The organism is Gordonia sp. NPDC003376, from assembly GCF_053589235.1.
Genome location: NZ_JBSFRM010000014.1, coordinates 17666 through 39516 on the forward strand (window position 1 = coordinate 17666; position 21851 = coordinate 39516).

Annotated in this window: 15 protein-coding genes and 1 pseudogene; 8 read left to right on the plus strand and 8 right to left on the minus strand. The window is 68.4% G+C overall.

The genetic code is table 11. The annotated features are described in order from the left end of the window. Positions 1–258: 258 nt before the first annotated feature. On the minus strand, positions 259–2499 hold the full coding sequence (locus tag ACWDUA_RS15105) for a hypothetical protein (protein WP_449751816.1): 2241 nt from the start codon (positions 2497–2499) through the stop codon (positions 259–261). Between the two features lie 419 nt (positions 2500–2918). After that, the gene (locus ACWDUA_RS15110) at positions 2919–3914 is read right to left on the minus strand and encodes a stage II sporulation protein M (RefSeq protein ID WP_449751817.1); all 996 of its coding nucleotides are present in this window, start codon (positions 3912–3914) and stop codon (positions 2919–2921) included. A 269-nt stretch (positions 3915–4183) separates the two neighbouring features. On the opposite strand from ACWDUA_RS15110, the gene ACWDUA_RS15115 reads away from it, so the two are divergent. Further along, positions 4184–4996 (plus strand): RDD family protein, encoded by an 813-nt coding sequence (locus ACWDUA_RS15115; RefSeq protein ID WP_449751818.1) that lies wholly within the window; start codon positions 4184–4186, stop codon positions 4994–4996. A 38-nt stretch (positions 4997–5034) separates the two neighbouring features. On the opposite strand, the gene ACWDUA_RS15120 is transcribed toward ACWDUA_RS15115, so the two are convergent. Next, complete coding sequence (locus ACWDUA_RS15120; RefSeq protein WP_449751819.1) at positions 5035–6231, minus strand: acyl-CoA dehydrogenase family protein; 1197 nt, start codon at positions 6229–6231, stop codon at positions 5035–5037. A 73-nt stretch (positions 6232–6304) separates the two neighbouring features. Between ACWDUA_RS15120 and ACWDUA_RS15125 the strand changes: the two genes are divergently transcribed. After that, complete coding sequence (locus ACWDUA_RS15125; protein ID WP_449751820.1) at positions 6305–6637, plus strand: TfoX/Sxy family protein; 333 nt, start codon at positions 6305–6307, stop codon at positions 6635–6637. 39 nt (positions 6638–6676) lie between these two features. Continuing rightward, positions 6677–9289 (plus strand): FUSC family protein, encoded by a 2613-nt coding sequence (locus ACWDUA_RS15130; protein WP_449751821.1) that lies wholly within the window; start codon positions 6677–6679, stop codon positions 9287–9289. A 72-nt stretch (positions 9290–9361) separates the two neighbouring features. Here the strand turns inward: ACWDUA_RS15130 and leuS are convergent, their stop codons facing one another. Then, entirely contained in the window at positions 9362–12283 is a 2922-nt protein-coding gene (gene leuS / locus ACWDUA_RS15135; protein ID WP_449751822.1) for a leucine--tRNA ligase, read from the minus strand. A gap of 151 nt (positions 12284–12434) precedes the next feature. On the opposite strand from leuS, the gene ACWDUA_RS15140 reads away from it, so the two are divergent. Together ACWDUA_RS15140 and ACWDUA_RS15145 are read left to right on the plus strand one after the other, a co-directional pair. Then, positions 12435–12959 carry an SdpI family protein gene (locus ACWDUA_RS15140; protein WP_449751823.1) on the plus strand — a complete coding sequence of 175 codons (525 nt, stop codon included), beginning with the start codon at positions 12435–12437 and terminating at the stop codon, positions 12957–12959. A 10-nt stretch (positions 12960–12969) separates the two neighbouring features. Continuing rightward, complete coding sequence (locus ACWDUA_RS15145; RefSeq protein WP_449751824.1) at positions 12970–13971, plus strand: bile acid:sodium symporter family protein; 1002 nt, start codon at positions 12970–12972, stop codon at positions 13969–13971. Between the two features lie 150 nt (positions 13972–14121). On the opposite strand, the pseudogene ACWDUA_RS15150 reads toward ACWDUA_RS15145, so the two are convergent. The 3 genes and pseudogenes from ACWDUA_RS15150 to ACWDUA_RS15160 all read right to left on the minus strand — a co-directional run. Further along, positions 14122–14487 (minus strand): annotated as a pseudogene (locus ACWDUA_RS15150) (DedA family protein); the annotation flags it as partial. 225 nt (positions 14488–14712) lie between these two features. Then, positions 14713–16743 carry a CocE/NonD family hydrolase gene (locus ACWDUA_RS15155; protein WP_449751825.1) on the minus strand — a complete coding sequence of 677 codons (2031 nt, stop codon included), beginning with the start codon at positions 16741–16743 and terminating at the stop codon, positions 14713–14715. 138 nt (positions 16744–16881) lie between these two features. Beyond that, positions 16882–17535 carry a YqgE/AlgH family protein gene (locus ACWDUA_RS15160; protein WP_449751826.1) on the minus strand — a complete coding sequence of 218 codons (654 nt, stop codon included), beginning with the start codon at positions 17533–17535 and terminating at the stop codon, positions 16882–16884. Positions 17536–17576: 41 nt separating this feature from the next. Here ACWDUA_RS15160 and ACWDUA_RS15165 point away from each other — a divergent pair, with 41 nt between their 5' ends. Continuing rightward, the gene (locus ACWDUA_RS15165; protein ID WP_449751827.1) at positions 17577–18947 is read left to right on the plus strand and encodes an MFS transporter; all 1371 of its coding nucleotides are present in this window, start codon (positions 17577–17579) and stop codon (positions 18945–18947) included. On the opposite strand, the gene ACWDUA_RS15170 is transcribed toward ACWDUA_RS15165, so the two are convergent. Next, a complete protein-coding gene (locus ACWDUA_RS15170) occupies positions 18914–19507 on the minus strand; it encodes a hypothetical protein (RefSeq protein WP_449751828.1) in 594 nt (197 codons plus the stop codon). The two genes, ACWDUA_RS15165 and ACWDUA_RS15170, sit on opposite strands and share 34 nt — an antisense overlap. Positions 19508–19586: 79 nt before the next feature. On the opposite strand from ACWDUA_RS15170, the gene ACWDUA_RS15175 reads away from it, so the two are divergent. Continuing rightward, positions 19587–20681 (plus strand): aminotransferase class V-fold PLP-dependent enzyme, encoded by a 1095-nt coding sequence (locus tag ACWDUA_RS15175; RefSeq protein ID WP_449751829.1) that lies wholly within the window; start codon positions 19587–19589, stop codon positions 20679–20681. Between the two features lie 231 nt (positions 20682–20912). Then, positions 20913–21836: a diacylglycerol/lipid kinase family protein gene (locus ACWDUA_RS15180; RefSeq protein WP_449751830.1), complete on the plus strand. Its 924-nt coding sequence runs from the start codon at positions 20913–20915 to the stop codon at positions 21834–21836. Positions 21837–21851: the final 15 nt, after the last annotated feature.

Sequence of the window (21851 nt, forward strand, 5' to 3'; positions counted from 1 at the left end):
CGCCGAAAGGCGCCCACCTCCGAAGTGGTCACGCCGTCCGCCCCGGCCGACAGCTCAACCACCAACTGCCACTCAATGATTGAGCCGCGACCGAGCACCACGAGGACCCCAGTCGACATCCCCACAGCACGCGCCGAAAGGCGCCCACCTCCGAAGTGGTCACGCCGTCCGCCCCGGCCGACAGCTCAACCACCAACTGCCACTCAATGATTGAGCCGCGACCGAGCACTACGAGGACCCGAGTCGACATCGCGGTACTCAGTTCTCCAGTGTGGCGACCTCCGCTTCTGCGCCTGTGTGGTCGGTGTCCGATGCGGGGACAGCATCCTCACCCGAGGCCGAGGTGGTGTCGGGATCGGTCGACGTGGACGGTTCGGCGGCCTCGTCGGTCGTCGCCGCAACTGCCCCTGTCTCAGTCGACGACTCGTCCTCCGGTGCCGCATGCCGCGGGGTGTCGGTGCCGCTGCCGGTGAACTGCGGCGTCTGACCTTCGGGGAGTGCGTGACGCCCGGTGGACGTGGTGGTGTCGTCGGCACCGGCACCGGCGGTGGCGGCCGCGAGTTGCGCGGCACCCTGCTCCGCGCCGGTGGCGAGCCGGCCGGTGGTGTCGGCGACCTGCGTCGATGTCTGGGCGACCTGGTGGGAGATCTGGTTCAGCGTGGTGGTGGCCGCGTCGGCGATCGCCTGCGAGATCTGGGTGGCGGTCGGGGTGACGTACTTGGTGAACAGCGGGTCGAGCACGGTGACGAGAGTGCCGATCGGGTCGCTGAGCACCCCGTTGGTCGGATCCTCGATCTGTGCGAGCTGCAGCAGCAGCGCGGGTGTGAGCGTGATGACCGACGTCGGGACGTCACCGAGAATCCCCGACAAGGCATCCGGGATCGCCGTCGACCCGGAACCCGTGGGGACCGAACCCAATTGGAATCCCGGCAGACCGACACCCATGAACGACGGACCGCTCACACCGATCCCGTTGGGACCGAGGTTGATCGAACCCAGTGAGTACACCAGCGGGATGGTCGTGTCACCGATCGCGACGGCGGCGACGGTCCACCCCGAGTTGTAGGCGATACCGTCGGGTCCGAGGTGACTCGACTCCAGCAGGCTGGTGCGCTCGAAGCCCAGGCCCAATCCGGGAATCGACATGGTGAACGACCGGGAACCGAGGACCGAATCCACGGTCTGGCCGCTGCTGGTCACCAGGCCCGGCGTCCACTGCATACCGGTGGTGAAGAGGTTGTCCGGCAAGCTGATACCCGCGGCGTACAGCGGGACGGTGGCGACGTAGTCGTCGGCGCCTCCGGTTCCGGGCACCACGACCTGGGTGGCTGCGGCCAGCCATCCGGCCTGACCGCCGAGCGGTCCGGTGTACGTGCCACCCGCCTCGCGCTGGATGACCGAGAAGCCCCCCACGTCGATGCCGTCCAACGCCGACAATGCCCCGGGGATCGCAGAATTCGGGTCGTAGGTGGTGGTGGTGACCTGGTTCCCGTTCTCATCGGTCTCGCCCTCCCATTGGGTCCCGAAGTCGGGGACTTCCTGGGTGACGGCAGGAGTGGCGGGAATCGTCACGCACTTCTTGATCCCGAAGATCGTGACGCATTCCTGGTGTGCGGGCTGCGCGGGGACGATCACGACGGTATGCGACCCGACCTGGACCAGATGGGTCGAACCGTTCGCCACCACCAGCGCATCCGGCTGGTTGAGATTCTGGGCGAACAACGCCTTCAGCTGTTCGGAGGTCATCCCGTTCAGGGTGACGCGCTCCTGGTTGACCCAGGTGGTGCCGGTGGCACCGAGCCATCCGGCGGTTCCCGTCCAGCCGGACGTGGTGTGCGTACCGGACCAGAATCCCAGTGCCTCGTCGATCGCCGGGATCCCGGTGAGCTCGCCGGCGTGCTGGACGACCTTGTCGCCACCGAGTGCGTCCGCTCCGTCGGCCAGGATGTTCTGGATGACGGTGTTCCCGTTGATCAGGTTGAGCTGGGCCCACGCCGAGGAGATCTGGGCGAGCACCCCTGCGCCGCTGCCGAGGGTTCCGGCCAGGGGCAACGCCGACAGGCCCTGCGCGACCTGCGGACTGATCCCGGAGAGCGCTGTCGACGCGCCGGGCACATGGCTCGTGTCGGGCACCGCGAGCAGCAGCTTGCCACCCTCGGTGAGGGCTTCGAGGACGTTGAGCTGCTCGGTGGTCGTCGACGACCTGCTCGTCACCACCGGCACCCAGCCTTCCGGCAGGATCGACCCGATCGGTGCCAGCAAGGCGATCTGGGTGCGGCCCAGGTTGTCGGCGATGACGATCAGATTGTCAGTGGTGGCGTAGCCGTCTTGCGAGATCTGCTGCGACTGGATCGACTCCGCGTAAGCCTGACCTGCGGTTCCCGCGGCGATCGCGATTCCGGCACCCAATGCGACGACGGCCTTCTGCATCCGCCGTGCCCTACGGTTGTCGTCACGCTCGCGAGCGCGCCGTTCTTTTCGGTTGGCCTGCAGCATCATCGATGATCCCTTCGTCGCAATCCCCCGGGTTCGACTCAAATACACCGCAGCAAACAACCGCAACTCAGCCGGAGAAACTCGTCCGTTGGAAGGAATGGTGAATGCCGTGAATGTCATGTGATCGAGGGAATCGTTACATCACCCGACCGACACCACCTTCAGGGACACCGATATCCGCCTCGAGGCGCCGCGCAGAGGATTCGACATCCGGGCGACCTCGCCATCACGAGGACGACCGATCGACCACGACTCGTTGGTTGCGTCGGCAATTCGGCCGGCGGAGGTTTCGACGCGCCTCGTCGCTGCGCTCCTCGTCGGCTCGACCAGCAACGCCCAGTTGCTGATTGATCCGACACCGAGCTGGTGACGTCGACATTCGGCCGACCGGTTGCCGACTGGGGGGCTCAACCGGCCACAGTTCACACCGCGGTCGGCGCATAGAAATCGCGGTCGGCCTCGTCGATGTCGCCGCGGTCACCCTCGTGGTGGGCCCATCGACCGATCACGAAGACGTAGACGAAGAAGCCCACCCACACCGCCACACCCACGGCGATCCGCGCCCAGGTGGGTAGGGGAGAAGGGGTGACGAATGCCTCGATGATTCCCGTGATACCCAGCAGCACAACCAGGCCCAGTGCGATCCCGATCGCCGCGCGACCCTGCTCGGCCAGCGACTGCAGTCGCGGCTTGTCCCCGGGACTCACCCAGGACCAGAACACCCGCAGGCCCACACCTGCGGCGACGAACAGACAGGTCATCTCGAGCAGACCGTGCGGTGTGATCAGTCCGAAGAACACATCCGCGCGCCCGTGCCGGATCATGATCGACCCGGTGATCGCGAGATTCATACAGTTCTGCCACAGCACGATGATCACGGGAAATCCGAAGACGCCGAAGGCGATACACATCGCGGCCAGCCAGAAGTTGTTGGACCACACCCGGAATGCGAACGCCGACGCCGCATGTTCGCTGTAGTAGTCGGCGAAGTCGTGGTTGACGAGCTGCTCGATCTCGGCCGTCGAGCCGAACGCACTCTCCACCCGCGGATGTTCCAGGAAGTACCAGCCGAGTGCCACCGTGATCACCATCGAGACCACCAGCGTCGTCAGCCACCACCAGCGCATCGCGTACAGGGCAGCGGGAAAGGTCCGGCCGAAGTACCGACCGATCGCCGACCACGTCCCCACGCGGGTGCCCGCGGCCCGGTTGCGGGCCTTGGCGAGGAGCGCAGAGAGATAGCCGACCAGTTCCGGATCCGGTGCACTCGACCGGATCACCGACAGCTGCGTCGCGACGCGCTGATAGGTGTCGATCAGCTCGTCGGATTCGGCTGCGGTCAACCGGCGTTGCCGCGTCAACGTCTCGAGCCGATCCCACGCCGGACGCTTCGCGTTCACGTAGGCATCGAGATCCACCCCGTCAGCCTAATGTGTTCACCTGCATCCGCCGAGGCACTCCAGTCGATCAACCGACGCACACCCCGTCCCCGCACCGATACAGTGTGGCCATGCATCCGCCGGCGCCCCGCCCAGCTGCGCCGTACCCCCCTGCGCCCTACCCCCCTGCGCCCTACCCCCCTGCGCCCTACCCCCCTGCGCCGTACCCCCCTGCGCCCTACCCGGCTGCACAGCTCCCGCCGAGCCCGTTCCCGCCCGGCGTTGCCCGCCCCGTCGCACCACCGGGGATGTGGGGACGGGGCGGCAGCGCGACGGTCGGCGTCGGCCGCGACGACCTCGTGTCCGGCGAGGCGGTCGCACTGGAACTCCCCGCGGCGTCGCTGGGTCTGCGCATCCTGTCCGGACTGATCGACGTCATCGTCGGCATGCTGGTGCTGGCCCTGCTGATCTACCTGTCGTTCAAACTCGCCGCCGGCGTCGACGACGCCCTGTTCGCCGCCTGCCTGACCATGTCCACCGTCCTCGCGTGGTGCGCACTGCCCACCACCGTGGAAACCCTCACGCAGGGAAAAACACTGGGCCATCTGGCCACCGGGATGCGCACCGTCCGCGACGACGCCGGCCCGATCGGCTTCCGCCACGCCCTCACCCGAGCACTCATCGGCACCGTCGAGATCTACACGTTCCTCGGGGTCCCGGCGCTCATCGGCGCGGCGATCAATCGGAAGAACAAGCGCATCGGGGACATGATCGCCGGCACCTACGTGGTGCGCGACCGACATTCGATCCGGATCGCCGAGCCCCCCGCGATGCCACCTGCACTGCGGGAATGGGCGCGCGTCATCGACATCGGGTCGATCCCTGATCCCGTCGCCGGAACGATCCGGAAGTTCCTGATCCACCGCGAGCAGTACACGCCGCAGGCACGCGCGGCCATGGCGGAACGGCTGACCCACACCGTCGCCCCGTTCGTGGCACCGCCACCTCCGATGGGCGCACCGTTCGAGGAGATCCTCGCCGCGATCATGGCCGAACGTCGCAATCGCGACACCGACCGGATCAGCCGCGAGGACCGGCTCCGAGAACGTCTGCTGCGCTGAGGAACCCGGCGTTCCTCAGGCATCATTTCGGATCGGGGCTACTTCAGATCGGTACTGGACTTGCCGAGGACCCGGCGCGCGATGATCAGCTGCTGGATCTGCTGGGTGCCCTCGAAGATGTCGAGGATCTTGGCGTCACGGGCCCACTTCTCCAGCAGCATGGTCTCCGAGAATGCCGCCGTCGCACCGATTTCCACGGCTTTGTTGGTGACCTCGGTGGCCATGCGACCGGCCTTGGCCTTCGACATCGACGCCTGCAGCGAGTTGGGTTCGGCATTGTCGGCCATCCAGGCGGCCCGCAGGGTGTGCAACCACGACGCCTCCCACTCGGATTCGAGCCGGATGAACTCGGCGACCGCCGCATGCTGCCCGGCGGCCGGGGCGTCGTAGTCGATCTCGTGTCCGGCGGTCTCGATGATCTGCCGCAGTTCCTCGAGGGCGGCCCGGCCCACGCCGACAGCCATCGCGGCGACCACCGGACGGGTGTTGTCGAAGGTCTGCATCACCCCGGCGAACGCCTTCTTGGTGTCCACCTCGGGGGAGCCGAGCAGGTTGTCGGCGGGTACGCGGGCGTTCTCGAACCGGATCACCGCGGTGTCGGAGGCACGGATGCCCAGCTTGTGCTCGAGCCGCACCACGGTCACACCGTCGGTGGTCATCGGCACGACGAAACTCTTGATGGCGGCACGGCCGGCGCTCTTGTCCACCGTCGCCCAGACGACGACGTGGTCGGCGCGGGACCCGGCGGTCACGAAGATCTTCTCGCCGTTGATCACATAGTCGTCACCGTCGCGGGTGGCCGTCGTCGACACCGCGGCCGAGTCCGATCCGAAGCTCGGTTCGGTGATCGCCATCGACGCCCACACCTCGCCGAATCGCTCGAGCTGTTCCGGCGTGGCCACGGCGGCGATCGCCGCATTGCCCAGGCCCTGGTTGGGGATGGACAGCATCAGCGCGACGTCACCCCAGCCCATCTCCACGCCGTTGAGCACCGCCCGCATATTGGGTCCGTTGACCACGTCGGAATCAGCGGTCGACGATCCACCCTTGTCGGTGGCGCGAGCCTTGTCCCGGGCTGCGCGGGCGAGTTTGCCCAGTTCGTCGAGCTCCGTGGGGTACTCGTGCTCGGCACGGTCGTAGGTGCGCGAGATCGGCCGGAAGATGTGCTCGGCCGCGAGGTGGGCTTGCTCGACCGCCGAATCGAACTTCTTCGGGAGCTCCAGGTTGATCGCCATGCCGGCTATCTTACTCAGAAGTAAGGTCGAGTCCACCCCCACTCCCGGCCACGGGCACGCCTACTCTCGATGCGTGGCCTACGACGAGGAACTCGCCTTTCGCATCCGTGCGCTGCTGGCGGCCGAGTCCAACGTGGACGAGAAGCCCATGTTCGGTGGCCTCGCCTTCTTGATCAACGGCAACATGGCCGTCACCGCGAGTTCCCGCGGCGGGCTGATGGTGCGCGTACCGCCGGAGCAGACCGAATCTCTGCTCGAATTCGCGCACACCTCACCGATGGTGATGTCCGGCCGCGAGTTGCGCGGCTGGATCCGCGTCGCCGAAGAGGGGGTCCGCACCGATCGGCAACTGACCCGATGGGTCACCCTCGGTGCCGACTTCGCCCGCAGACTCCCGGTGAAGTAGCCGCCGACCACAATGCCCAGCGCACCAGGTATGACTCCGGTGTCCGCTTCGCCGGATCTCGCACGAGCGACCACCCCGCGAGTCGGCCTCGTCCTGTGGCGGGCCGTCGTCGCCGCCGACCCCGGCCACACCCGCCTGGTCAACGCGACCGCCGTGGCGTCGGCCGTGCTCATCTCGGTGGTGGTCGCCGCCCTCACCCTGACCGCGCTGCACGAACCACTCGACCTGCTCGTCATGGCCGGAATCCTGAGCATGATGGGCACCGCCCAGGCCAAGGACGCCACACCCCGGGCCCGCGTCGTCACCGCGGCCATCTTGCCGTTCCCGGCGATGCTGTCCGCAAGCCTCGCCGTCGTGTTGTCGGGGCATCGGCCCCTCCAGGTCGGCGCGTTCATCGCGGTGGCCGGCGTGGCGACCTGGCTACGCCGATTCGGCACCCGCGGCGCCGGCGCCGGGCTGGTCGCGTTCTACGCGTACTTCTTCCCGCTGCTGCTCAAGGTGCCACTGCGCGAGCTTCCACTGGTGTTGCTGGTCATCCTGATCTCGCTGGGCGCAGGACTCCTCGTACGCCTGGTCATGCTGCGCCAACGACCCCGCCGCCAGATCCTGCTACTGCTCGACGAGTTCCGGGCGGCGGTCGCAGCCGTCGTCGACACGACGCTCGTCGCGCCGGCCGACTCCCGTGGCGAGCACCAGGTGGAGAACCTGCTGAGCAGGCTGTCGGCGGTCGCCGTCGCCATCGCGGGCTGGCAGCGACGGTTCGCCACCGACGAGGTCCTCGGCGTCGACGACACCGATCTGTCACGCGCGGTGTTCGACGCCCAGGTCGTCGCGGAGCAGGGGGTCACCGTGCTGTGGGACCTCCGACGGCGCGGCAACGACCCCGCCGACCTCCCCGCGGTGTCGGCGGCGATCGGACGTCTGCTCGGCGAACTGGGCGGCACCACCGACACGGCCACCGGCCGGACGCGGCCGGACGGAACGGGTGCCCCCTCGACCGGTGAGACCGCCGGCGACGCGGGTTCCGCCGTTGACTCCTCTGGCGTGAATCCCTCTGGCGTGAATCCCTCTGGCGTGAATCCCTCTGGCGTGAATCCCTCTGGCGTGAATCCCTCTGGCGTGAATCCCTCTGGCGCGGGTGCTCCCATCGTGGATCCCGCTGCGCTGGGATCCTCCGGCCCGGCCCCGTCCGCGCACACCTCCTCTGCGCACACCTCCTCTGCGCTCACTCCCACTGCGCTCACTCCCACTGCGCTCACTCCCTCTGCGCTCACTCCCTCTGCGGTGCCGCCCGCTGCGCACACTCCCTCTGCGCACACTCCCTCTGCGGTGCCGCCCGGTGCGGTGGATGGCCCGCGGCCGGATCCGGCCGCCCTCGGTTCGTTGACCGTCATCGTCCTGGATGCCGCCACCGACGCCCTGACCCGACTCCGGGCGCTACAGATGTCACGACCGGTGTCCGATCCCGAACCGGCAACGGATTCCGACTCCGCATCCGCTCCGGCACCCGCCGCGACCGAACCCACAGCTCCCGTGGCGCACCGGGCCCGCTTCCGCATCACCCGACCGCAACGCCTGTCCGACGCGGCACCTACCACCCAAATGGCGGTGCAGGTGATGGCCGCGACGGGACTGGCCACCATCGCCGGCGAGGGCATCTCCGCGTCGCGCTGGTACTGGGCCGTACTCACCGCCTTCGTCGTGTTCGTCGGGACCACGTCCCGGGCGGGCATCCTGACCCGTGCCTACAACCGCGTCCTCGGTACGGCAGGCGGTATCGCGGTCGGCGGTGGCGTGATGCTCGCGGTGAACCATCACGTCACGATCGAACTGATCCTCTGCGTGGTGTGCGTGTTCCTCGCGTTCTACTTCGGGCCGCTGCACTACTGGGCGCTGGTCGGACTCGTCACCGTCATGCTGGCATCCCTCTACGATCTGCTCGGCATACTCGATCTACGACTACTCGAAGAACGGATCGAGGAGACCCTCGTCGGCGCGGTGATCGGTGTGGTGTGTGCTTATCTGCTGTTCTCGGTGGACTCACGCGGTGTCCTGGCCGGCAAGGGAGACGCCTACATCGCCGCGCTCCGGGATCTGGTCACAACCGCGATCCGCCGCATGGACGGCTCCCATGGCAACACCGAATCCCGGCCTGCCACGGTAGATCTCACCGAATCCAGTCGAGCACTGGATGTGGCCACTGCAGGGGTGGACAATGCTGTGGGCGCCATGTCGCTGGCGTTCGTCGCCGGACCCGTGTCGGCGATCGCCCATCGCGATCTGCTCGTCATGACACAGACGACGCGGTGTGCCCACCAACTCGCCGAATCGGTGATCGCCTTGTGCGCGGACGATTCCGGCGCCACGGCCGGCCCCGACGGCCCGTTCACCGGTGTTGATGCGACGGCGCTCCGGCGCGCGGGCGAGCACGTGCAATCCGACATCGACGCGATCAGCCCTGCCCTGCACGACGTCCGGCACGTCGACGGCGACGTCCGACGCGTTCCCGACACCGTCGTCGTCCATCTCATCACCGACCTCGACCTGCAGCCGGGCACCCGGCGCACCTCGGCAGTGCTGGCACTCTCGCGCCTGCGCTGCGCACTCCTCCAGCTCCCTGGCGTGGATTCGGTGTCCAACCAACGGAAGTGACCGAGTGGGTGGTCGATTCCGTGCCCGGTCGACGAGATCGGGCGCCCGACGGACGTCAGGTGTGGATCAGGATCAGGGGACCACGTTGACCATGCGGCCGGGCACCACGATCACCTTGCGGGGTTCCCCGTCGAGCAGGGCGGCGATCTTCTCGTCGGCCAGGGCGGCCGCACGCAGGGTCGCCTCGTCGGCATCGGGGGAGACCTGGATCCGGCTGCGCACCTTGCCCTTCACCTGCACCGGGATCTCGATGGACTCCTCCACCAGCCACGTGTCCTCGGCCGCCGGGAACGGACCGTGCACCAGCAGGCCCTCGTGGCCCAGGCGATTCCACAGTTCCTCGGCGATGTGCGGGGCCAGCGGCGCCAGCATGGTGACCAACTGCTCCACCACATCACGTGGGGCACCGGACTTCTCGAAGTTCTTGGTGAGGTGGTTGGTCAGCTTGATCAGCGCCGCGACGGCCACGTTGTTGCGCAGCTCGGCGAAGTCCTCACGGACCTGGGCGATGGTCTTGTGCAGCAGCCGCAGGGTCTCGTCGTCGGCGTCGGCATCGGCGACCCGCACGACGCCGGTCTCCTCGTCCACCACCAGGCGCCACACACGCTGCAGGAACCGCTGCAGACCCACGACATCCTTTGTCGCCCAAGGGCGGGACTGATCGAGTGGACCCATGTACATCTCATACAGGCGCAGGGTGTCGGCACCGTAGTCGGCGGCGATGTCGTCGGGGGTCACCGAGTTCTTCAGCGACTTACCCATCTTGCCGTACTCCTGGTTGACCTCGGCGCCGTCGTAGAAGAACGTACCGTCGGTCTCGGTCACCTCGTCGGCGGGCACATAGATGCCACGTGCGTCGGTGTAGGCGTACGCCTGAATCATGCCCTGGTTGAACAGCTTTCGGTACGGCTCACCACTGGTGACATAGCCGAGGTCGAAGAGCACCTTGTGCCAGAACCGTGAGTACAGCAGGTGCAGCACGGCGTGCTCGACACCACCGATGTAGAGGTCCAGGCCACCGGGATCGTTCGGGCCGTGCAGCTGCGGCCGCGGGCCCATCCAGTAGGCCTCGTTCTCCTTGGCGCAGAACTCCTCGGAGTTGGTCGGGTCGATGTAGCGCAGCTGATACCAGGAGCTACCGGCCCACTGCGGCATCACGTTGGTGTCGCGGGTGTAGGTCTGCGGGCCGTCGCCGAGGTCGAGCTCGACGGTGACCCACTCGGTGGCCTTGGCCAGCGGGGGGCTCGGCTCGCTGTCGGAGTCGTCCGGGTCGAAGGACACCGGTGCGTAGTCGTCGACCTCCGGGAGTTCCACCGGCAGCATCGATTCCGGCAGTGCATGCGCGTTGCCGTCGGCGTCGTAGACGATCGGGAACGGCTCGCCCCAATACCGCTGACGGGCGAACAGCCAGTCGCGCAGCTTGTACTGGATGGTGCCGGAACCGGTACCGTCGGTCTCGAGCCGCTCGATCATCGCGGCCTTGGCCTCGTCGACCCGGAGTCCGTCGAGGAAACCCGAGTTGACCAGCGGACCGTCACCCACATAGGCCTCGTCGACGACACCCTGATCCGACCCGATCACCTCGATGATCGGCAGACCGAAGACGGTGGCGAACTCATGGTCGCGGCCGTCGTGGGCGGGCACGGCCATGATCGCGCCGGTGCCGTAGCCCATCAGCACGTAGTCGGCGATGAACACCGGGACCTGGCGTCCGTCAACCGGATTGGTGGCGAAGGTACCGGTGAACACACCGGTCTTCTCCTTGTTCTCCTGCCGCTCGAGATCCGACTTGGCGGCGATCGACGCGCGGTAGTCGGCGATCGCGGCGGCCGGGGCGGTCCCGTCGCCGGTCCAGCGGGAGTCGGTGCCCGCCGGCCAGGCGGCCGCGGTCAGGGCGTCGACCAGGGGGTGCTCGGGGGACAGCACCATGTAGGTGGCACCGAACAGCGTGTCGGGCCGGGTGGTGAACACCTCGATCACCGCCTCGCCGCCGTCGGCGGTCGCGATCCCCGGCACCGGGAAGCGCACCTGCGCACCCCGCGAACGGCCGATCCAGTTGCGCTGCATGGTCTTGACCTTGTCCGGCCAGTCCAGCAGGTCGAGATCGTCGAGCAGGCGATCGGAGTAGGCGGTGATCCGCATCATCCACTGCCGCAGGTGCTTACGGAAGACCGGGAAGTTGCCACGATCGGACCGGCCGTCGGCGGTGACCTCCTCGTTGGCCAGCACGGTACCCAGACCGGGACACCAGTTGACCAGCGAATCACTCTGGTAGACAAGGCGGTACGAGTCGACGACGGCGGTCCGTTCGGCGGGCGAGAGATCGGCCCACACGCGTCCGTCGTCGAGCGTGCGGGTACCGGCGTCGAACTCGGCGATCAGCTCGGAGATACGACGTGCCTTCCCCTGCTCGGCGTCGTAGAAGGCGTTGTAGATCTGCAGGAAGATCCACTGCGTCCACCGGTAGAACTCCACGTCGGTGGTGGCCACCCGGCGACGCTCGTCGTGGCCGAGTCCCAGGCGACGGATCTGTGCCAGGTAGCGCTCGATGTTGGCCTCGGTGGTGGTGCGCGGGTGGGTGCCGGTCTGCACTGCGTACTGCTCGGCGGGCAGGCCGAAGGAGTCGAAGCCCATCGTGTGCAGCACGTTCTTGCCGGTCATCCGCTGGTAGCGGGCGAACACATCGCTGGCGATGAAGCCCAGCGGGTGCCCGACGTGCAGGCCGGCGCCGGACGGGTACGGGAACATGTCCTGCACGAACACCTTGTCGGCGGCGTCGGGTCCCGAACCGTCGAAGGCCGACATGTCCCCGGCCAGCGGACCCACCGGGTTGGGCGCCTCGTAGGCGTGGCGCTCGGTCCACTGCTGCTGCCAGCGGCCTTCGATCTCACCGGCCAGTGTCGCGGTGTAGCGATGCGGATTCGCCGTGCCGCCGTCGCCACCGGAGGCGGTGGGTGCGGCGGTGTTGGTGCTCGAGGTATCGGCGCTAGTCACCCCACCAGCGTAAATGAGCACCCGAACGCCCCCGACGCGGCGGGGTGCGGCGGCCGATCCCGGTTCCGGCGGATCCGATCTCCGCGGGGCATCCGGTCTCCCCGCGGCCGCCGGTTTCCCCAAGTCGACGCGGTGATCGTATGGTGGTCGGGTGAGTGTTGTGTCCATTGTCGTCGCCGTCTGCGTGTTCGCCCTCGCCCTCGTGTGGGTGGTGGTAGGCGTCGCCGGTCTGCGCGGCACCCTGCGACGTAACCGGTGGCTCGGCGTCCGCTCCACCGAGACGCTGCAGTCCGACGAGGCCTTCGTCGCGGCCAACCGCGTCGCCGCACCCGGTACCCTAGGTGCCGCCGTGATCCTGATCGGCGGGGGACTGCTGACCCTCGGCGTCGACAGCGGCTGGTCGATCCTGTTCGGGTTCGGTGCCCTGGTCGCCGCGCTGGTGATCGTCGGCATGGTCAGCGGTGTCGCCGTGCGATCGGTGCGGTGGATGCTGGTGGAGCACGACGCCGCGGGCTGTTCCTGCTGTTCCGGTGGCGACGCACATGCCGCCGATACCGCTCCCGCGGCCGGCGCCACGACGTCCGCCGCCGCGAATGCCGCCGACTGCGGCGAGTCCAGCTGTGGCGCGTGCACCCTGCGCGACGCGTGCAGCCGCGACACCGCTGTCCAGGCCTGATCGCCGACCCGTGCGCGGTCTGCTGAGTCGATCGCCGATCGACGGATTCGTCCTCTCCATCCTCGCCGCGGTCGTCGTCGCCGCGTTCTTTCCCGCCCGGGGGACCGTCGCCGACGTCCTCGACTGGGTGGTCGTGGTGGCCATCGGCTTCCTGTTCTTCCTCTACGGCGCCCGGCTGCATCCCCGCCAGGCACTCGAGGGGCTGACCCACTGGCGTCTGCACCTGCTGATCCTGGCGTTCACCTTCGTGGTGTTCCCGCTGGTCGGGCTGGCCTTGCAGCCGGTCCTACGGCCACTGATCGGCCACGACCTGTCGATCGGGGTGCTGTACCTGTGCCTGGTGCCGTCGACGGTGCAGTCGTCGATCGCGTTCACCTCCATCGCCCGTGGCAACGTGCCCGGCGCCATCGTCAGCGCATCCGCATCCAACCTGCTCGGCGTGGTGGTGACCCCGCTGATGGTGGTCCTGCTGATGAGCAACACCAACGGCGTGCACATCACCGGCAGCTCGATCCTGAAGATCCTGCTGGAGATCCTGGTGCCGTTCATCGCCGGCCAGCTGTGCCGACCGCTGGTCGAGGGCTTCTTCTCGCGTTTCGCCGAACCCACCAAGCTGGTCGACCGCGGGTCCATCGTGCTCGTCGTCTACGTCGCATTCAGCGAAGGTGTCCGCAACGGCATCTGGTCGATCGTCGACGCCTGGCAGGTGATCGCGATGACGGTGATCGCGACCCTGCTGGTGGTGGTGATGCTGTGGCTCACCGGCTGGTTGCCGCCCCGCCTCGGATTCGCGCGCGAGGATGCGATCGCCATCCAGTTCTGCGGGACCAAGAAGAGCCTGGCCACGGGTCTGCCGATGGCGACGGTGCTGTTCTCCGGCTCAGTGGTCGGGCTGATCGTGCTGCCGCTGATGATCTTCCACCAGGTCCAGCTGATCATCTGCGCGTGGCTTGCGAGTCGGTACGGCCGCGAGGCCGACGCCGCCGAGGCCACCGGCGAACCCCTCCGCTGACGGCGTGTCGACCGGGATCTCCACAACCCCGCGACGGCGCTCCCGGTACGCCCTGACCAGCGAATACACCAGGACGACGACGACCATGCCGACCGCCGCGTACAGCAGGATGGTGGCACCGAGCACCGCGCCGGCGAAGTAGCCTGCGAGCAGCACCGTGGTGACCCAGCTGGCCGCCCCGATCACATCGGCCATCCCGAACCGGACGAAACGCATCCGGGTCATCCCCGCCACCCGCGGCACCAGCGTCCGGACGTAGCCCACCCAGCGGCCGGTACCGACGACGATCATCCCGGAGGATTCGAGGCGCTGCTGGGCCTGCTCCCAGCGGTGTTCACCGAACTTCCGTCCGAGCGCGGAATCCTTGAGTCGGTGCCCGCCGGCCCGGCCGAACCAGTAGCCGGTGAGGTCTCCGGCCACCGCACATACACACACCACCACGATCAGCAGTCCGATGTTGGCGGGACCCACCGCCGCGGCCACACCGGCGGCCAGCAGCAACGCCTCACTCGGCATGATCAATCCGGCGATCAGCACCGCGGTCTCGGAGTACACCACCGCGCACGCGATCAGATAGACCGCCCACACCGGTACCGACCGGGTGAGCTCGACGAGCCAGTCTGCCAACGCGGTCACATCCCGAGGGTAAACCGATCAGACGCGTACCTCCGCATCCGTGTCATCGGTATCGCCTCGCAGGCTGACCGACACGGCACCACGCACCGACCCCCAGACGGTGAGTCACAGCGGCGCGGACAGGGGCACGTTCACGAAGCTCGGCCGACTCGGGTCGAGCTGGATGTGTTCCGGACGCAGCTGCGACTCGTTGAGCAGCGGACGTAGCGGCAACCCGCGCGGCAGGTTCATCGCGAACACGTCCACCCGCAGTCGGTGCCCGGCGCGGATGAGTGCCTCGGTGGGGAGCAGCCCGATGTCGATCGACACCGGCTTGCCGGGTGTCACCGGCTGTCGGGAAGCGAGGGTGAGCTCGTAGAACGGGTCGATCACGTCACCGTTGGGGGCGAACTGCGACCGGCTGCGGTCGTAGGCGCGCAACGATGCCATCACCTGGCCGGAGCTGATCACCGTCGACCTGCCGTCCGGTGCCACGTCGTTGAGCGTGGCCGTCCAGTACCCGTCGGTCGCGTCCATCACCGCATTGACGCGGACGGACGAGTAACCGCTCACGCTGCGGGTCGCCGGCACCGGCGCGCTGGTGAAACTCAGTGCGTTGCGTTCGGAGATCCGTAGGTCGTCGGCGCAGAAGGGGAACAGGGCGGTGGCCCCGGCGGTCTGCTGGGCGGAGTCCCGCGAACACACGGTGAGCACACCCGGCGCGATGGTCATCCGTCCCCGCGATGCGGGCGCCGCGGTGGTGAGACTGCCGTCGGCGACGGCATGCGGTGCGGTTCCACTGCGCCTGTCACCCAGGTACAGACGCTGTCGGGTCATCCCGGCGCGGGGGAACTGCTGCGCCGTGATCCACGGGTTGTCGATCTGTTTCAGGTTGACCGGACCGTACTCGTCGATGCCGTTGTGGACGCCCTTCAGCCAGCGGTCGAACCACGCCTTCTGCAGCACGTCCAGGCGCGGCGGGGTACCCGGTCGGCCCTGCCCGCCACCGATCGTGAGGTGGTAGCCGTCACCCATGATCAGCTGCTTCTTCCCGGGCGCCAACGGGATGCCGTTGTACATCTTGACCTCGCTGTTGGTGAACAGATCGAACCAACCGCCGTAGATGAAGGTGGGCGTGGTGATCCGCTCGGCATGCGCCTGCCACGCCTCACGGGGCCGGGTGCCGTCGGCCAGCAGATCGCCGAGCTCCGGCGGAATGGACCGCACGTCCGGGGTGAGCAGCGCCGCGAACAGTTGGGGATAGAAGGTCAGCGGGTCGGAGATGCGATCGGCCAGCCACTTCCAGTCGAAGGTGCCGTTCACCATGGACGCCACGTTCGGGATCATCTTGCTGGTGTTGATCAGGCTCAGCCACAGCGGGAGGAAGCCCACACCGAGGGCGCCGCCCGGAGCGACGATGTCGCGGATCAGATCGCCGCCGGGCTCCACCGGGAAGATCGCCTTGAGCGCGGGCGGACGCTTGTTGGCGGCCTGGATCTGGTTGATCGCCGAGTAGGAGACCCCGGCCATGCCGACGTTGCCGTCGGACCACCGCTGCGTGGACGCCCAGTCGATCACCTCGACGGTGTCCTGCTGTTCGCGCTGCTGGAAGACATCCCACTTGCCCTGCGAGAACCCCGTGCCGCGGACGTCGACGACCACCATCGTGTATCCGCTGCGGACCAGGTCGTAGTCGACGGCGAAGGTCCGTGCGCCACCGTCGTGCAGGGTCTGGGCGATGTCGGTGATGCCGTCGATCGGGGTGCCGTGCAGATTGATCGCCCCGGTGAGCTGCTGCAGGAAGGGTTCGAGTACCGGATGCTGCAGGGCCGCGGCGCCCACCGCGCTGATCAGCTTGGTGTACGGCGTCATGTTCACGATCACCGGTGTCTTCGCGGCGGTCGGGCGTTGCGCGGCGTTCGTCGGGCGGTAGACGTTGGCCCGCAGGATCGTGCCGTCGCTCATCCGGATCGGGACATCCCAGGTCACGTCGACCCCGGCATTCGGGTGCGGCCCGTCGTGTGCTGCCAGCCAGCGTTGCGCCGCGGCCCCACCGTCGGGCGTCGACGCCATCGCCGCCCCCGGCCCGCCGACCAGAACCATGATCACGGCCATCACCGACGCCATCACGACGATCAGCGCACCCCGAACCCGCATCCCACTACCCCCGAACTGAGACGATTTCGCAGAACCATATCAGCCGGGAGTGACACCGATCACCCATGTCGGAAAGGTGCGGTTCGGGCCACCCCGGAAGCGGCCCGTGAGGGGAGAGCTGCGGTGGTCGAGGGTGGGTCAGTTCACCGAGGTGTCGAGCGGATGGGTGGACAGCAACGACAGCGGCCAGGGTTGGCGACGCAGCACCTCCGACCACAGGTCGGCGGTCGGTGGGGCCAGCACGTCACGGGCCAGCGCCGACGCCAGCACCCAGCTGTCCTGGTCCATCTCGGCGCCGAGCTGCCCGATGCCCCACCCGGCATACCCGGCGAAGATCCGGACACCCTCGAGGACGGTCTCCAACTCCTCCGGGTCGGCGTCGAGGTCGACGAGCGCGACCCGGCCGGCGACGGGGCGGATCGCGGCGAAACCGCCGATGTCGGCACCCGGTTTGATCACCCCCAGGCACAGGGCGGAATCCTGCTTGACCGGCCCGCCGACGAACAGCGCGCGGGGAGAGGCGGCGAGATCGGTCCACGACGGCATCACGTTGTGCACCGCCGTCTGGCTCATCCGGTTGAGCACCACACCGAGACTGCCCGCATCGTTGTGCTCGATGACATAGATCACCGTGCGTGCAAAGGTCGGCTCGATCAGATCGGCCGAGGAGACCAGAAGTGCCCCTGCCCGAACACGATTCGCCGATTCCATGTCCCGGGCCGCATCCGCTCTCCCGCCGGGCAGATCAGGGGTCGGATCGTCCGCGTCGTCACCACCGTCCACAGGTTTCATTGTGGCATGTCCCGCCCGGCGACGATCGGTAATATGGTCCGGTGACATCAGGCAGGACTCATGGCGTGTCCTCCTTTCATTCGTTCGCCGCGTCGTTGCGTCATTCGCCAGGCCTCGGCCGGCTGTTGGCGGTTCGCCTGATCAGTCAGCTCACCGACGGCGTCTTCCAGGCGGCTCTGCTCGGCGGTGTCCTGTTCAATCCGGAACGGCACGCCGACCCGCTCGCCGCGGCCCTCGGCTTCGCCGTGCTGCTGCTGCCGTATTCGATCATCGGACCGTTCGCCGGCGCCCTCCTCGATCACTGGGACCGGCGGATGGTGCTGCTGTGGGCCAACGTCGTGCGTGCCGCCATGATCGCTGCGGTGGCGATCGTGATCGCGGCGGGCAGTCCCGACGTCGTCGTCCTGACCTCTGCGCTGCTGGTCACCGGGGCCAGCCGGTTCGTCGCGTCCGGGTTGTCGGCGGCGCTGCCGCATGTGACCCATCGCGACGTGATCGTCGGCACCAATGCGCTGTTCACCACGCTCGGCGGCGCGATGCTGTCGGTGGGTGCGGGCGTGGCCCTGCTGGTCCGGATGGTCGTGGGCGACGACAACGTCGGCAGCGCTCAGACCGCGATGGTCGGGGTGCTCGCCGCGCTGCTCGCAGCCGCGGTGGCCAGGCGGTTCCCACCCAGGCAGCTCGGTCCGGACGAGCCCGACGACGCCGGGCACTCGGCGGTACACGCGGTGGCCGTCGGCTTCCTGCACGGCATCCGCGCGGTGGTGCACTGGCGTACGGCCGCAGCCGCGTTGGCGGCGATCGGTTTCCACCGCCTCGTCTTCGGGCTCAACACCCTCACCCTGTTCGTCTTCGCGCGGCAGGCCGGTCAGGGCGACGGTCTCGGCCGGATAGCCGTGGTCCTCGGCTGTGTGGGCGTGGGCGCCTTCCTCGCCGCCCTCACCACCCCGATCGCGGTGGCCCGGATCGGCCGGCGGGCCACGCTGATGTCGGCACTCGCCCTCGGCGCCCTCGCGCAGCTGGCGCTGCTGTCGTTCTCGATGGTGGTGTTCTGTGTGGTGGCGATCGTGATCGGCCTGGTCGGCCAGACCGCCAAACTCTGCGGCGACGCCGCAATGCAGGTTGACGTGGACGACACCGTCCGCGGGCAGGTGTTCTCGGTGCAGGACGCCGTGTTCAACGTCGCCTACGTGGTGGCGATGATCCTGACCGCGCTGGTGATCCCCGCGAGCGGAGAATCGGCGGTGTTGGTGCTGGTCGGCGTGGTGATCTACCTGGTCGGCGTGCTCGCGGTGCGGTTGATCCATCCGACGCATCTGCCGATCCCTACCGACGTCGACCCGGACACGGCACCGGCCGCCGATGCGGCCGGGGGACCTCATCGACCGAACTCGGGCGCCGACGCGTCGTAGGCGGTGTCGGCGACCCCGTCGGCATCGGTGTCGATGAGCACACGGTCAGGGTCACCGTCCCCGTCCTCGTCGACGTACAGCCGGCGGCCACCCACCTCACCACCCCCGACCTCGCCCACGCGCGACGGTGGGTCGACGATCTCGATGTCGGGGGAGCCGTCGCCATCGAGATCGTGTGTCTGGACACGGGGCGCACCCGACGCTGCCGGCTGGTCGGACGGCTCCGCCGCGGTCGGGGGATCGGGTTCGGTGTGCGGTGCCGGTGTCGTGGTCTCACCGGTCCCCGTCGGCCGTCCGACCGCGACACCCCACACACCCGTCCCACGATCCCGATAGAACCCGTCGGGAAGGTCGTCGTCATCGGTGTCCAGCGCTGCGACGTCGGCGATCCCGTCGGCATCGGTGTCCCACATCAGATCGTCGACACGGCCGTCACCGTCGAAGTCCAGCCGCACGGCCTCGGCGATCCCGTCGGCGTCGGGATCGGCGTCGGCGGGGCTGTGCCAGGCGGTCGGTTCACCGTCGCCGGTGCCGAAGACGTACTCGATGACCGGATCCATGAGCCTTGGACGCGGTGGGGACCTCCACGGTTCCACCGACCTGCGCAACCCCGGATGGCACACGGTAGGTTCAGGAACCATGTACGTCAGCGTTCTCGGCGAACACTTCCACCGGGCGCGACTCAACCCTGCGGTGACACACCTGGATTCGGCGTCGGCCGGCCGCTCCTCGAACGCGGTGATCGGCACCATCTCGGCGCATCTGTGGCGCGAGGCCGAACGCGGATCGTATGTCGCGGCCGACGACCGTGCCGACGAGCTCGCCCGCGACACCCGGGACCTGGCATCGCTGATCGGGCACACCGCCGACGAGATCACCTTCCGGGAGAGTGCCCGCGCCGCGTTGCGTGCGTTGCTGACCGGCTGGAGTCTGCCGGTGTCGTCGACGGTGTGGGTGGCCAAGAACGAGTTCGGCCCCAACCTCGTCGAGTTCGACCGGCGCGGCTACTCCGTGCGCCCGCTGCCCGACGGGGACGTGTACGGGCACGTCGACGTCGACGCGCTGGAGAACATGCTGCAATTCGAGCAGCCCGACTTCATCCACATCTGCCACGTCGGCTCGATGTCGGGGCTGGTACAACCGGTACCGAGGATCGTCGAGGTGGCCCATGCCGCCCGGGTCCCGGTGGTCGTCGACATGGCGCAGTCGGTGGGACACGTCCCCACCGTGACCGGCGCCGACGTCGTCTACGGCACCAGCCGCAAATGGCTCACCGGACCGCGTGGGGTGGGCTTCCTCGCGGTGCGCCGCGACTCCCTGCGCTCGGTGGACATCGACAGTTCGGAGGCCTTCCTGGCCGGTCGGCTCGGGTTGGGCGTGGCCGTCGCCGAGCTGCAGCAGGTCGGACAGCAGCGCGTGTATCGCGAGCTCGCGCGGATCGGACGGGTCACGCGGGAGCGCCTTGACGGGATCGGCAGCTGGGAGATCCTCGAGCCGGTCGACGAACCATCGGCCCTGGTGACGCTGGGCCCGCCGCCCGGATGGCAGAGTTCGGACGTCCACGCCGCCCGGGATCGGCTGTTCGGGGAGGTGGGCATCCTGGTGACCGCCGCCGACTCCTGGCGCGCGCCGCTCGCCGGCGACCAGACCGTGCTGCGGATCAGCGGGCATCTCGACGTGCAGCGCGAAGAGCTCGACCGGCTCGCCGATGCGCTCCGCACGATGGGTTACTGAGATCGCGGATCCACGGGGTTCGGGATCAGGTGGGATCTGATCGGGGAGGTGAACCCCTGCTCGGGCACCGGCATCTCCGGCGACGGCCGTGCCCTGGGTTCCGACCGATCGCGACACCCCCCGACCTCGTCGTCCAATCCGACAATTCGGGTCGTTGCCGATCCTGCGGATGTGACACACTCTAGCGAACCTCCATCGCCGACCCCGGGACCCTTGCAGGCGCCAATGACCGTGAGCACCACCCCCGTCGATCACGTGACCGTGATCGCGAATCCGCATTCGCGCCAGGGCGCGGGCCGCCGGATCGCACTCCGGGCGGTGGGAGCGCTCCGCAGTCTCGGCGTCGGTCACGAACTGGTGCTGACCTCCGACGCCGCACACGTACTCGAGGCCGCCGGGGCCGCCGCCCGGTCCGGGACCGGGGCGCTGGCGGCGTGCGGCGGGGACGGAACCCTACGGCTCATCGTCGAGGGGTCGTTCCGGTCGGGCATCCCGATCGGGGTGATCCCCGCCGGGCACGGCAACGACCTCGCCCGGCACCTCGACATCCCGATCGACGACCCCGACGCGGCCGTCGCCATCATCGTCGCCGGGCACCGGCGCACCGTGGACCTGGGTCGCGTCACCTTCCCGGACGGGGCGTCGAGCCTGTTCGCGTCGGTCGCGGCGACGGGATTCGACGCGCTGGTCACCGCGAAATCGCTGCGTATGAGCTGGCCGCGCGGGCAGCTGCGGTTCCCGATCGCCACGCTCCGCTCGATCAACGCCCTGGACTCGCGGCACTACTATGTCCGGGTCGACGAGGAGCATTCGGAGCACGACCTGATGTTCGCCACGATCGGCAACGCCAACAGCTACGGCGCGGGGATGCGCGTGACCCCCGCAGCGTCGATGGAGGACGGGATGCTCGACGTGACCCTGGCCGGGCCACCGCGACGATTCACCCGGCTCACCCTGGCCCGCAACCTGCCGCGGATGTACTCGGGACGGCACACCGAACATTCGCGGGTCACGACGCTGCGCGGACGCGAGGTGGAGCTGTACTGCGACCCACCGGCGCCGGTCAGCGTCGACGGCGACGTGGTCGGGCACCTGCCCGCGGTGTTCGAGATCGTGCCCGGTGCGGTCGAGATGCTCACCCGACCGGACGAGTGAACGCACGCGGGCCCC

What these genes read in the sequence shown, in the direction of transcription:
- ACWDUA_RS15175 (WP_449751829.1), top strand. Translation starts at nt 19,587, where the DNA reads ATGTACGTCAGCGTTCTCGGCGAACACTTCCACCGGGCGCGACTCAAC.
- ACWDUA_RS15120 (WP_449751819.1), bottom strand. Translation starts at nt 6,231, where the DNA reads ATGGCGATCAACCTGGAGCTCCCGAAGAAGTTCGATTCGGCGGTCGAG.
- ACWDUA_RS15115 (WP_449751818.1), top strand. Translation starts at nt 4,184, where the DNA reads ATGTGGGGACGGGGCGGCAGCGCGACGGTCGGCGTCGGCCGCGACGAC.
- ACWDUA_RS15170 (WP_449751828.1), bottom strand. Translation starts at nt 19,507, where the DNA reads ATGGATCCGGTCATCGAGTACGTCTTCGGCACCGGCGACGGTGAACCG.
- ACWDUA_RS15155 (WP_449751825.1), bottom strand. Translation starts at nt 16,743, where the DNA reads ATGCGGGTTCGGGGTGCGCTGATCGTCGTGATGGCGTCGGTGATGGCC.
- ACWDUA_RS15105 (WP_449751816.1), bottom strand. Translation starts at nt 2,499, where the DNA reads ATGATGCTGCAGGCCAACCGAAAAGAACGGCGCGCTCGCGAGCGTGAC.
- ACWDUA_RS15160 (WP_449751826.1), bottom strand. Translation starts at nt 17,535, where the DNA reads ATGAAACCTGTGGACGGTGGTGACGACGCGGACGATCCGACCCCTGAT.